We start from the raw sequence: 12,921 nt of genomic DNA, 5'->3' as shown, positions 1-12,921 counted from the left end.
CCGCCCGCTCGGGGGATGTGGCGGGCGGCCGCGTCTGTGGGGCGGGTGGTCAGCCCACGGGCATGCCAGCCGAGCCGCTGAGCGCGGCCAGGTCGCTGCGCCGGACCTTGATGACGAACACGGAAGTGATCAGCGCCAGGGCGATGATGGCCGTGCCGGCCCAGTAGGCGGTGGTGACGCCGTGCGTCAGGACGGCGTCGCCCCAAGGGGCGGGCAGCGTGTGCGTCTTCGCGAACGCGGCCTGCTGCTCGGGGGTTCCGTGCGCCATGAAGTCCGGGATCTGCGCCTTCGCCTCGTTGCGGCTCGCCGTCCCGAACACCGTGACCAGGATGGAAAGGCCGAGCGCGCCGCCCACCTGCTGGGTGGCGTTGAGCAGGCCGGAGGCGGCGCCGGCCTCGTCGTGGCTGATCCCCGACACGGCGGTCAGGGTGAGCGTGACGAACGTCAGGCCGAGCCCCAGGCCGAACAGGACCATGGGCCACAGCACTCCGCTGACGTAGCTGCTGTCGGGGGAGATCCGGGTGAACCAGAGCATCGCCGCGGTGACCAGGGCGGTGCCGACGACGAGGAACGGCTTCGGCCCGACGCGGGGGAGCAGCGGCTGGGCCACCCCGGCCGCGATCAGGATGGCCACCGTCACCGGCAGGAAGTTCACGCCGGTGCGGATGGGGCTGTAACCGAGCACGTTCTGTACGTAGAGCACGAGGAAGAAGATCAGGCCGAGCAGCGCCGCGCCGAGCCCGAGCATGATGACGTAACTGCCCGAACGGTTGCGGTCGGCGAAGAACTTGAGCGGCGTGATCGGCTCCCGGACCCGGCGCTCCACCAGGACGAAGCCGGTCAGCAGCACGGCCGCGGCGACGAAGGCGGAGATCGTCCAGGTGTCCTTCCAGCCGTCCTCGGAGGCGCGGATGAACCCGTACACCAGGGCCGCCATGCCGAGGGTGGAGGTGAGCGCGCCGGGCACGTCGAAGCGGCCGACGCGGCGTTCGGACTCGGGGACGGCGATCGGGGCGAGGAGCGCGATCAGCAGGCCGATCGGCAGGTTGATGAAGAAGATCCAGCGCCAGTCGAGCCACTCGGTGAGCATGCCGCCCGCCAGGAGGCCGATCGCGCCGGCGCCGCCGGAGACCGCCGCGTAGACACCGAGTGCCTTGGTGCGCTGCGGGCCCTCGGGGAAGGTCGTGGTGATCAGAGCCAGCGAGGTGGGCGAGGCGATCGCGCCGCCGATGCCCTGCAGGGCGCGCGCGACGAGCAGTTGCCAGGGTTCCTGGGCCAGGCCCGCGAACAGCGAGGCCAGGGTGAACAGCAGGATGCCGGCCATGAAGACCCGCCGCCGCCCGAGGATGTCGCCGATCCGGCCGCCGAGCAGCAGCAGGCCGCCGAAGGTCAGGGTGTAGGCGTTCACCACCCACGACAGGTCGGAGGTGGAGAAGTCCAGGGCGCTCTGGATGTGCGGGTTCGCGATGTTCACGATCGTCGAGTCGAGGACCACCATCAGCTGGCAGCCGGCGATGACGGTCAGTGCCAGCCGCGGCCGCGAGGGCCCGGCCCGGCCCGCCGCCGGGGCCTTCGCGACTTCGAACTGCTCGGTCGTCACTGTCTTCTCCTCCCGGGTGGGAGTCCGCAGGGATTTTCTTAGTCCGAAACTAGAGTGGGACTCTAGCAAAATCGGCGACCCCCGTCCCGGCGGCCGGGAAACTGCGCAATAACGGAGGTGACGCCCCTTCGCGCGCGCACACAGACTCGGCGGCGCGGACGCCGCCGGCGCTCGCGTTTTCGTGGCAACGAAGGGGAGTCAGGTCATGTCGGAGCAGACCGCGGCCGTCGTCGAGCGGCTGTACGAGGCGCTGGAGAAGGAAGACATCGAGACGGTGCTGGAGATCTTCCACCCCGAGGTGCGGATCACCACCCCGCCGGCGCTGCCCTGGTCCACCGGCTACTACGAGGGGCACGCCGGCGCCGCCGCGTACTTCACGGGAGCCCTCCAGTACCTGGAGGAGACCACCTTCAAGGTCCAGGAGATCAGGGTCTGCGGTGACTGGGCCGCCGCCGTGGGCGACTGGTCCGGCCGATTCCGGCGCAGCGGCGGCGAGTTCGACGTGCGCTTCGTGCACTTCTGGGAGCTGAGCGAGGGCCGCGTGGTGCGCACGGAGGGCATCTCCGACACCGACGGCATCGTCCGCGCCTACCAGGGCACCGCCTGACCGCTGTGTGCAGACGTCGTCCAGAGGGTCTTCAGGTGCCCCGGTCAACACTGGCCGCACCGCACACCGAATCAGGCACACGGGAGGACAGGGCATGGCGTCCACAATGTTCGGAGTACCTGAGGACTTCGACGTCGTCGTGATCGGCGGCGGCCCCGCCGGCTCCACCACGGCGGGGCTGCTGGCGAAGGAGGGGCACCGCGTCCTGGTACTCGACCGGGAACGGTTCCCGCGCTACCACGTGGGTGAGTCGTTGATCCCCGCCTTCATGCGCCCCATGGAAGAGCTGGGCATCACCGAGCGCATGGATGCCCGCGGCTTCGAGCGCAAGTACGGCGGGACGCTCGTCTGGGGCAACAAGCAGGTGCCGTGGAACTTCTCCTTCGTCGAAGGCGGCGCCTACCCGTACGCGTACCACACCCGCCGGGCCGACATGGACTCGCTGATCCTCGACCGGGCCCGCGAACTCGGCGCCCACATCATCGAGGACGCCACGGTCAAGGAGCCCATCGAGGAGGACGGCCGGGTCGTGGGCGTCCGCTTCTCGCTGCGCGGCGCCGACCAGACGTACGAGGCCCGGGCCAAGCTGGTCATCGACGCCTCCGGGCAGTCCCGCCTGCTCAGCCGCCGGTACTCCGAGGTGACCTGGCACGAGGAGCTGCGCAACGTCGCCATCTGGACGTACTTCGACAACTGCGAGCGGCTCGCGGGCGACGAGTACACCAACATCCTCATCGAGGGCCTCGACGAGGGCTGGTTCTGGGCGATCCCGCTGGACAAGGGGACCATCAGCGTCGGCTACGTCACCCGCTCCTCGATGGTCGGCAAGACCGACAAGTCGCTCCAGGACCTCTTCACGGCCGAGATCGAGCGCAGCACGAAGCTCAAGAAGATGCTGGCGAACGCCAACCAGTCGGCCGGCTGGCGCAGCGCGCGCGACTGGTCGTACACCAGCCAGACCTTCCACGGCGACGGCTGGGTCTGCGTCGGGGACTCCGCCGCCTTCGTCGACCCGCTGTTCTCCACCGGCGTCGCGCTGGCCACCCTGGCCGGCAGCGTCCTGTCCAAGATCGTCCACCAGGTGCTCGAACACCCGGAGATCGAGGAGCAGGCCCTGAAGCGGTACGCCACCGCCTACCGCGGCTTCTTCGACGAGATCCGCGCCTTCGTGGAGCGGTTCTACGACCGCACCAAGTACAAGGAGTTCTACTACAGCCTCGCGCAGGAGATGGTCGACCCCGACAAGGAGCGCGAACCGTCCGCGGACTTCGTGCAGTTGATCTCCGGCCTCAGCGGCAAGCACCCCATGCTCAACATCACGCTGGACGACCTGGTCGCGAGCGCGGACCTGTCGTGACCAGCCACCAGGTCCAACTGCTGTTCGTCGACATCGCCCTGATCCTGTTCCTGGCCCGCGGGCTGGGGTACCTGGCGAAGCGGGTGGGACAGCCGCCCGTGGTCGGTGAGATCCTCGCCGGCGTGCTGCTGGGCCCGACCCTGCTGCCGGCGGCAGTCGCCGACACGCTCTTCCCGAGCGACGTCAAGGCGCTGCTGACCGGGATGGCCAATGTGGGCGTGGCGCTCTTCATGTTCGGCGTGGGCCTGGAACTCGACGCAGCGGCACTGCGCGGAAGGGGACGGTCCACCGCCGGCGCGACCCTCGGCTCCATCCTGGTGCCGTTCGCGCTGGGGCTCGGTCTCGCGGCCTACCTGGCCCGGGACTACGCCCCCGACCACCGCGCGGGCTTCGTGGTCTTCTTCGGGCTCGCGGTCTCCGTGACCGCGTTCCCGGTGCTGGCCCGCATCCTGGCCGACCGCGGCATGAGCAGCACCGCGGTCGGCGGACTCGCACTGGCCACGGCGGCGGCCGTCGACGTGGTGGCCTGGGCGGCGCTCGCCTCCGTCCAGGCCGTCGGCGGCGACGGCTCAGGACACTGGAAGGTCGCCCTCGCGCTGCCGTTCCTCGGCGTCATGACCGTGATCGTCCGCCCCGTGCTGCGCAGGCTGCTGATGCGCGGCGGACGACCGGTCGCGCTCTCGGGCCACCTCCTCGTGAGCGTGCTCGCCCTCGCCCTCCTGTCGGCCGCCGCCACCGAGGCGATGGGCATGCACTTCATCTTCGGCGCCTTCCTGTGCGGCGCCGTGATGCCCAGGCTGGGGGCCGACACCCTGCGCGAGGAGATCCACCGCCGCACCGAACAGGTCACCTCCCTGCTGCTGCCCGTCTACTTCGTGGTGGCCGGCCTCAAGGTCGACCTCAGCGGCATCGACGGCGGCGCGCTCCTCGACCTCGGCCTGATCCTCGTGGTCGCGGTCCTCGGCAAGTTCGGCGGCACCTACCTGGGCGCCAGGACCCAGGGGCTCCAGCCGCGGCCCGCCGCGGCCCTGGGCGTACTGATGAACACCCGCGGTCTGACCGAGCTGGTGATCCTCGGTGTGGGCCTCCAACTCGGCCTGCTCGACGACTCGTTGTACTCGCTCATGGTCGTCATGGCCGTGGTGACCACCGCCATGACCGGGCCGCTGCTGTCCCGCGTGTACGGCAGGCCGGTGGAGCTCCCCCCGACGCCGGACCGGTCGCGCGTCAGGTCCCAACTGCCCGCAGACAGACGGAAGGACTACGAAGATGGCGAGCACGAAGCCCGCGCAGCAGCGCAATGACTACGACGTGGCGATCCTCGGCAGCGGCATGGCCGGAGGCATGCTCGGCGCGGTGCTCGCCCGCAACGGCGTCCGCGTGCTGCTGCTCGACGCCGGGACGCACCCCCGGTTCGCCGTCGGCGAGTCCACGATTCCGTACACCTCCGGCATGACCAGGCTCATCGCCGACCGCTACCAGGTCCCGGAGCTGATGCCGCTGTCCAGCTTCAAGGGAATCCGCAAGCACGTCTCGCGCAACTGCGGACAGAAGCAGAACTTCGGGTTCGTCTACCACCGCGAGGGCCGCTCCCAGGTGGCGTCCGAGGTCAACCAGCTGGTGGTCCCCTCGGCGATCCGCACCGAGACCCACCTGTTCCGGCAGGACATCGACGCCTACCTGTTCCACGTCGCCGTGAAGTACGGCGCCCACCCCCGGCTCGCCACCCGGATCGCCGACGTCGAGATCGACCCGGACAGCGGCGCCGTGCTGCGCACCGACAGCGGCGAGGAGTTCCGCGCCAACTACGTGGTGGACGGCAGCGGTTTCCGCTCCCCGCTCGCCGACAAGTTCGACCTGCGTGAAACCCCGACCCGGGCCCGCACGCACTCGCGCACCGTCTTCACGCACATGGTCGGCGTGAAGCCCTTCGACGACTCACCGACCGCCGCCCGCCGCCACAACCAGCCCAACCCGTGGCACCACGGCACCCTGCACCACGTCTTCGACGGCGGCTGGCTGTGGGTCATCCCCTTCGACAACCACCCCGAGTCGCTCAACCCGCTGTGCAGCGTGGGCCTCACCCTCGACCCCAGGGTCTTCCCCAAGGGCGAGCTGTCCGGACAGCAGGAGTTCGACGAGTTCCTGGCCAAGTTCCCCGAGATCGCCTGGCAGTTCGAGGGCGCGAAGGCCGTCCGCCCCTGGGTCTCCACCGGGCGCCTGCAGTACTCCGCCCACCAGGTCGTCGGCGACCGCTTCTGCCTCACCTCGCACGCCGCCGGATTCATCGACGCCCTCTACTCCCGCGGCCTGACCAACACCCTGGAACTGGTCAACGCCCTCGGCTGGCGGCTGATCGCCGCCTCCCGCGACGGCGACTGGTCCAAGGACCGCTTCGACTACGTCGAGAGCCTCCAGCAGGGCCTGTTCGACTTCCACGACGACATCGTCTACAGCTCCTTCGTCGGCTTCCGCGACTACGAGCTGTGGAACGCCGTGAACCGCACCTGGATGCTCGGCACCATGCTCGGCAACGTGATGCTGGAGGACGCCTACTACCGGTACCAGCGCACCGGACGCGAGGACGTGTTCCTCGAACTCGAACGCAGCAAGCACCCCGGCTCCCCGCTGCCCGTCAGCTCCGGCTTCAACGAGATGGGCAACCTCACCCGCGAACTCTGCCTGGCCGTCGAGGAGGGAAAGGTCTCTCCCGGCGACGCCGCCGGCCGGATCCTGGACCACATCCGCGACGCCGACTTCGTCTCTCCCGGCTTCCGGCTCGGCGAACGAGGCACCCGCTGCTTCGACATGTCGCCCGGCAAGATGGCCAAGAACGCCATCTGGTGCCGGCGCGAGGCCCCGCCGGAGATCGGCCCGCGCATGATCAACGCCAGCAAGGGCCTGGTCCGGCTGCGACTGAGCGGTGGCGAGTGACCATGGCCGAACCCATCGCCGTGGTCGGCATGGCCGGCCGCTTCCCGCAAGCCCCCGACACCGACAGCCTGTGGTCCCTCCTGATGGAGCGCGGCGACGCCATCGGCCCGATACCCGCCGAGCGCTGGGACACCGCACGCCCCCTCGACCCCGAGAAGGACATCCAGGCCGTCGGGGGCTTCCTGGACGGAGTGGACCGCTTCGACGCCGCCTTCTTCGGCGTCTCCCCGCGCGAGGCCGCCGCCATCGACCCGCAGCAACGCCTCCTCCTCGAAGTCGTGTGGCGCACCCTGGAGGACGCCGGCCAGCCCGCGGGCCGCCTGGCGGGCAGCCGCACCGGCGTCTACGTCGGCGCCTCCTGGCACGACTACGAACTGCTCCGCCTCCACCGCGGCGCCCGGCCCACCCCGCACAGCCTGTACGGCAACGCGCTGGACATGGTCGCCACCCGGCTCTCGTACTTCCTGAAGGTGCGCGGCCCCAGCATGGCCGTCGAGACCGGCTGCTCGTCCTCGCTGGTCGCCCTGCACCTCGCCGTGCAGGCCCTGCGCGCGGGCGAGGTGGAGTCCGCGGTCGTCGGCGGCGTCAACCTGATGCTCGACCCGCACGTCACGATCGGACTCACCCACTTCGGCGGCCTGTCCCCGGACGGCCGGTGTCAGGCGTTCGCCGCCTCCGCCAACGGATTCGTCCGTGGCGAGGGCGTCGCCGCCCTGTACCTCAAGACACTCAGCCGGGCCCGCGCCGACGGCGACCGCATCCACGGCGTCGTCGTCCGCACCGTCGTCAACAACGACGGAGGCGGCGACAGCCTCGTCACCCCCAGCCCCGACGGGCAGGAGGACCTGCTGCGCCAGGCGTACGGCGGCGACTGCGAGCCGCTGATCCAACCGGCGTACGTCGAGGCGCACGGCACCGGCACCGGGCGCGGCGACCCCATCGAGGCGACCGCCCTCGGCCGGATCCTGGGCCGCCACCGCACACCCGAGAACCCCCTCTACATCGGCTCGGTCAAGACCAACATCGGTCACCTGGAGGCCAGCGCGGGCATGGCCGGCCTGTTCAAACTGCTGCTCGCGCTGCGGCACAGGACCGTGCCGCCCAGCCTGCACTCCGCCGAACTCAACCCGGCCATCCCCTTCGACGACCTCAACGTCCGCGTCGTGCGCGAACCACTGGCCCTGCCCACCGAAGGCCCCCTCCACCTGGGCGTCAACTCCTTCGGCTGGGGCGGCACCAACGCCCACGTGGTGCTCGCCGCGCACGACGACGAGCCCGCCGCCGCGCCCGCCGCCGCGGACACCGGACTGCCGGCCCTCGTCACCGTCTCCGCCCGGGAGAGCGCGGTCCTCGCCGAGCGGGCCGAACTGCTCGCCGCCGCCGTGCCCGAGGGCCCCGAGGCCCTGCCCGAACTCGCCGGCACCCTGGCCTGGCGCAGGGACCACTTCCCGCACCGCGCGGGCCTCGTCGCCGGCACCCCGCAGGAACTGCGCACCGCGCTCGCCGACCTCGCCGAGCACCCCGAGGGCGAGGCCACCGGCCGCGCCGTGCCCCGTGGCCGCGTCGCGTTCGTCTTCCCCGGCCAGGGCTCCCAGTGGCACGGCATGGGCCGCGAACTCTTCCGGGACAGCCCGCTGTTCGCCGCGACCGTCACCCGCTGCGCGCGGGCCCTGCGCCCGCACGTCGACTGGGACCTGCTCGACATCTTCTCCGACCGGGCCGACGACGAGTGGACCACCCGCATCGACATGCTCCAGCCCGTGCTGTGGGCGATGTCCCTCGGCCTCGCCGAACTGTGGCGCGCCTGCGGGGTCGAACCCGATGTGGTCCTCGGCCACAGCCAGGGCGAGATCACCGCCGCGACCTTCGCCGGCATCCTCAGCTACGAGGACGCCGCCCTGGTGATGGCCCGCCGCAGCGCCATCGCCCGCCGCACCTCGGGACAGGGCCGGATGCTCGCCGTCGACCTCGACCGCGACGCCGCGCTCGCCGCCCTGGAGGGCTTCGAGGACAGCATCTCCCTCGCCGTGCACAACGGCCCCAACTCCTGCGTCCTGTCGGGCGAGAAGGAGTCCGTGCTCACCCTCAAGGAACTCCTGGAGGCCGAGGGCACGTACTGCCGCCTGGTCAACGTCGACTACGCCTCGCACAGCCCGCAGATGGACCCGCTGCGCGCGGACCTGCTCGCCGCACTGGCCCCGGCACGCCCCCGCGCCGGCACCACCCGGCTCATGTCCACCGTCCGGGTACGGCCGCTGGACGGGCCCGAGATGGACGCCGCGTACTGGGTGGAGAACCTGCGCAGCCCCGTCCTGTTCTCCGACACCATGGAGGCACTGCTCGACGACGGCGTCACCCACGTGGTGGAGATCAGCCCCCACCCCGTGCTCGCGCCCGCCCTCGGGCAGCTCACCGCCGACCGCCCCGCCCCCGCCGCCGTACTCACCACCCTGCGCCGGCACCACGGCAGCGCCGCCGACTTCACCGGCGCCCTCGCCACCGCCTACACCACCGGCCTCGAACCCTTCGGCGCCCTGCCCAGGACCGCCCTGCTGCCGCTGCCCGGCTACCCGCTGCGGCAGGACACCTACTGGACGACCGACCGGCCGCGCGGCACCGGCGTCGCCCAGGGCCTCGAACCACGCCTCGAACCCGCGCCGGGCGACCCCCGCCGCTGGCAAGGACTCCTGGAACCCTCCGTCACCGACCTGCCGTGGCTCGCCGACCACCAGGTGTACGGCACCCCGGTGCTGCCCGGCGCCGCCGTCCTCGCCGCCGCGCTCGCCGGCGTACGGTCCCGGACCGGACGGCTGCCGGCCGGCCTGGAACAGATCGCCTTCCACAAGGGCATCCCGCTCGGCGAAGGACCCGCGAGGCTCGCCGTCGAATGGACCGAGGACGCCGCCGACAGCGGGGCGCTGCGGGTCCTCACGCTGCCCGACGGCGGCGAGCGGTGGGAGGAGAACGCCACCGCCCGCGCCGTGCTCGGCGAACTCCCGCACCCCCAGGCCACCCTCCCGGACTGGGCGGCGACCGCCGAACCGGCGGCGGCCGATGAGCTCTACCGCGCCTGGGCCGCGCGCGGCCTCGAGTACGGCCCCGCCTTCCGGACCGTCGGCTCCCTCGCGGTCACGGCCGACGGCACCCAGGCCGCCGGCGAGGTGGTGCTCTCCGAGCGGCTGCGCGCGGCGAACCGGCCGCACGGACTGCACCCCGCCCTCTGGGACGGCGCGCTCCAGGTCTCGCTCGCCCTCGTCTCCGACGACGGATCGCGGTCGGCCGTCGTGCCGACCGCCGTCGAACGCGTCGTCGTCACCGGTACGTTCACGGAACCCGTCACCGCCCTGTGGTCGCACGCCGTGCGACGCGCGGACGGGCTCTACGACCTGCGCCTGTTCGCCGCGGACCAGGACAGGACCCCGCTGCTCGCCGTCATCGGCCTGCGCCTGACACCGCTCGCCGCCGACGGCCCGGACGAGTCCGCCGACGCCGAACTCCTGCACCGCGTGGAGTGGACCCTGCTGCCCGAACCCGCCCAGGAACCCGACCAGGAGACCGTCCGGGAGACCGCCCGGGAACCCGGACGACGGGTGGTCGTCGTCGGCGCGGGCACGGACGCCGACCTGATCACCAAAGGACTCGCCGACCGGGGCGCGGACACGCTGCGCGTCGACCCCGAAGAGGAGCCGGGCGAGGCCACCGGCGTGGTCTTCGTGGCACCCGGCGCGGACGCCGGACCCCGGGCCCAGGCACAGGGCCTGCTGCGGCTCGCCGCGCTGGCCGGCGCCTGCGCCGCACAGCCCGTGCCCCCGCAGCTCGCCGTCGTCACACTCAGCGCGCAGGCGGTCTCGCCCGAGGACACCCCGGACCCCGGGGCCGCCCTCTACTGGGGCTTCACCCGCGTCCTGCGCCGCGAACACCCCGAACTCGCCCCCCGTCTCATCGACTTGGACCCGGCCGACCCGGACCGCGGCGCCGCCTGCGCGGACGAGCTGCTCGCCGCGGGCGCCGACGCCGAGGACCAACTGGCGCTGCGCACCGGCCGACGGCTGGCCGCCCGCCTGACCCGCGGCCCGGCCGACGAGCCGATGCCGCTGCCCGCCGCGCGCACCCCGCACCAGCCGTTCCGCATCGACCCCGACGGCGTACCCGTCGCACTCGTACGCCGCCCGCCGCAACCCGGCGAGATCGAAGTGGAGACCACCGCGGCGACCCTCGCCGCGGGCCCGGCCGCGCCCTGGGCGGGCTGCGCCGGGCGGGTCGTCGCCGTGGGCGGGACGGTCGGCGGCTTCGCGGTGGGGGACCGGGTCGCCGTGTGCGCCCCCGGCGGGGCGGCCAGCCACGTCGTGGTCCGCGCGGACCACGCGAGGCCGCTGCCCGCGGAGGTCGACGACGTGACGGGGGCCGCGCTGCCGATCCCCGCCGCCACGGCCTGGTACGCCCTGACGGAGTCGGCGCGCGCCGGCCTCGGCGACGTCGTCCTCGTCCACGTGAACGAGCCGGCGGGGCTCGTCGCCGCGGCCCTGGCCCGCCACTTGGGCTGCCGCGTCCTCGCGACCCTGTCGGCCCCGGCCACGGACACCGGGGCGGCACGCCTGTCGGGCCACCCCTTGCTCGACGGGGTTGAGTTGTTCGACGGCGGGGATTCGGGGCGGCCCCGTGTCTTGGCGCCCGTGTCGGGCGCGGCCGCGGGCACCGGGGCGGCACGCCTGTCGGGCCACCCCTTGCTCGACGGGGTTGAGTTGTTCGACGGCGGGGATTCGGGGCGGCCCCGCGTCTTGGCGCCCGTGTCGGCCCCGGCCACGGACACCGGGCCGGCGTCGCTGTCCGGCCACCCGCTGCTCGACGGGGTCGAGGTGTTCGACGCCGCGGACCCGGGCTGGCCCGAAGCGGTGCGCGCGGCCCTCGGCGGGCGCGGAGCGGACGTCGTGATCGGCCGCCCCCACGGCACGAGCCCCGACCGGGCCCTGGCGGTCCTGGAACCCGACGGGCGCGCCGTCGGCTTCGACGGCGCCCTGCCGGGACCCCGGGCGCTCCCGGACGGCGCCGCACTGTTCACCGTGGACCCGCGCGGCCTCCTGGAACGGCGCCCCGAACGCTTCGGCGCCGCCCTCGCCGCGGCCTGGGACCTGGCGGCCACCGCCTTGCCGCTGCCGACCGCCGCGCGCACCTTCGCCGAGGCGGCCGACCGCGCCCCGGGAGCCGACGGACACCCGGCCACCCCCGCGCACCCCGCCGTCACCACCGTGCTGACCGACCCGGCCACCGTCGACGCGGTCGCGGCGGTGCCGATGCCCGACGGCGCCTTCCGCGCGGACGGCAGCTACCTCGTCACCGGCGGTCTGGGCGCGCTCGGCCTGTCGCTCGCCGGGTACCTCGCCGAGCACGGCGCGGGCACCCTCGTGCTGCTCGGCCGCTCCGCCCCCGGCCCCGACGCCGTCGCGGAGATCGACCGGATCACCGCCCTCGGCACCACGGTCCGCACCCTGCGCTGCGACGTCGCCGACGCCGCCGCCCTGGGCGCGGCCCTGGAGACCGTACGCCGCGAACTCCCGCCGCTGCGGGGCGTGATGCACGCCGCCGGTGTCCTCGACGACGCCACCGTCGGCAACCTCACCGCCGAGCAGCTCGACCGGGTGCTCGCGCCGAAGACCGTCGGCGCGGCGCATCTCGACCGGCTGACCGCGAACGACCCGCTGGAACTGTTCGTGCTGTTCTCCTCCGCCGCGGGCCTCGTCGGCAACGCCGGTCAGGCCGCCTACGCGGCGGCCAACGCCGGCCTTGACGCGCTGGCCGAGGCCCGCCGACGGCGCGGACTGCCCGCGCTCAGCGTGCAGTGGGGTCCGTTCACCGGCATCGGCCTCGCGGCGAGCGAGGAGACGCGCGGGGCACGCCTCACCGAGCGCGGCATGGGCGGCATTCCCGCCGACCGGGCCTGGCCCGCCCTCGCCCGCCTGCTGGCGGGGGACCTGCCGGTCGTGGGATACGTACCGATCGATCTGCGGCAGTGGTTCGACGCCTACCCGGACACCGCGGCCCTCGCGAGCTGGGAGCGCTTGTACGCGACCACCCGCGAGGGCACCAACGGCGCGGCGAGCGGCGGGGAGTTCCTCGCGCGGCTGCTCGCGGCCGCCCCCGCCGACCGGATCGCCCCGGCCCAGGAGCGCATCCGGGACCTGGCGGGACGCGTCCTGCGGCTCGACCCGGAACGGATCGACAGCGGCACCCCGTTCAAGTCCCTCGGCCTCGACTCGCTGATGAGTCTGGAGCTGCGCAACAGGCTCGAAGCGGCCTTCGCCACCCGCCTGTCCCCGACCCTGCTGTGGGCGTACGGCACGACAGCGGCGCTCGCGGAGTACCTGTGCGGGCAACTCGATCCCGCCGAGGCGGGCGCGGCCTGAGTCCGACGGCGCCCGGCCGGCC

At 73.0% G+C, this 12,921-nt stretch carries 6 protein-coding genes; 5 read left to right on the top strand and 1 reads right to left on the bottom strand.

Annotated elements, in window-relative coordinates; translation table 11 throughout:
* Positions 1–49: 49 nt before the first annotated feature.
* Positions 50–1,600, bottom strand: coding sequence for an MFS transporter (locus RBJ65_RS20445; protein WP_372341444.1), 1,551 nt, complete (start codon positions 1,598–1,600; stop codon positions 50–52).
* Between the two features lie 205 nt (positions 1,601–1,805).
* On the opposite strand from RBJ65_RS20445, the gene RBJ65_RS20440 reads away from it, so the two are divergent.
* The 5 genes from RBJ65_RS20440 (at position 1,806) to RBJ65_RS20420 (ending at position 12,899) form a co-directional block, all read left to right on the top strand.
* The gene (locus RBJ65_RS20440; protein ID WP_306323280.1) at positions 1,806–2,207 is read left to right on the top strand and encodes a nuclear transport factor 2 family protein; all 402 of its coding nucleotides are present in this window, start codon (positions 1,806–1,808) and stop codon (positions 2,205–2,207) included.
* Positions 2,208–2,301: 94 nt separating this feature from the next.
* The gene (locus RBJ65_RS20435) at positions 2,302–3,564 is read left to right on the top strand and encodes an NAD(P)/FAD-dependent oxidoreductase (RefSeq protein WP_306323281.1); all 1,263 of its coding nucleotides are present in this window, start codon (positions 2,302–2,304) and stop codon (positions 3,562–3,564) included.
* Positions 3,561–4,868, top strand: coding sequence for a cation:proton antiporter (locus RBJ65_RS20430; RefSeq protein ID WP_306323282.1), 1,308 nt, complete (start codon positions 3,561–3,563; stop codon positions 4,866–4,868). The genes RBJ65_RS20435 and RBJ65_RS20430 overlap by 4 nt, the downstream gene beginning before the upstream one ends.
* On the top strand, positions 4,834–6,498 hold the full coding sequence (locus RBJ65_RS20425; RefSeq protein WP_306323283.1) for an NAD(P)/FAD-dependent oxidoreductase: 1,665 nt from the start codon (positions 4,834–4,836) through the stop codon (positions 6,496–6,498). The genes RBJ65_RS20430 and RBJ65_RS20425 overlap by 35 nt, the downstream gene beginning before the upstream one ends.
* Positions 6,499–6,500: 2 nt before the next feature.
* Positions 6,501–12,899 carry an SDR family NAD(P)-dependent oxidoreductase gene (locus tag RBJ65_RS20420; protein ID WP_306332157.1) on the top strand — a complete coding sequence of 2,133 codons (6,399 nt, stop codon included), beginning with the start codon at positions 6,501–6,503 and terminating at the stop codon, positions 12,897–12,899.
* Positions 12,900–12,921 lie beyond the last annotated feature (22 nt).

The organism is Streptomyces sp. KL109B, assembly GCF_030766935.1.
In the GTDB taxonomy this organism is placed as follows: Bacteria; Actinomycetota; Actinomycetes; order Streptomycetales; family Streptomycetaceae; genus Streptomyces.
Note: the sequence above shows the minus strand (reverse complement) of the source record. Positions and strands in the feature narration are given on the sequence as shown.

Excerpts from the sequence above, each read along its gene's own strand:
- RBJ65_RS20440 (WP_306323280.1), top strand. The coding sequence starts at position 1,806 with ATGTCGGAGCAGACCGCGGCCGTCGTCGAGCGGCTGTACGAGGCGCTG.
- RBJ65_RS20435 (WP_306323281.1), top strand. The coding sequence starts at position 2,302 with ATGGCGTCCACAATGTTCGGAGTACCTGAGGACTTCGACGTCGTCGTG.
- RBJ65_RS20425 (WP_306323283.1), top strand. The coding sequence starts at position 4,834 with ATGGCGAGCACGAAGCCCGCGCAGCAGCGCAATGACTACGACGTGGCG.
- RBJ65_RS20420 (WP_306332157.1), top strand. The coding sequence starts at position 6,501 with ATGGCCGAACCCATCGCCGTGGTCGGCATGGCCGGCCGCTTCCCGCAA.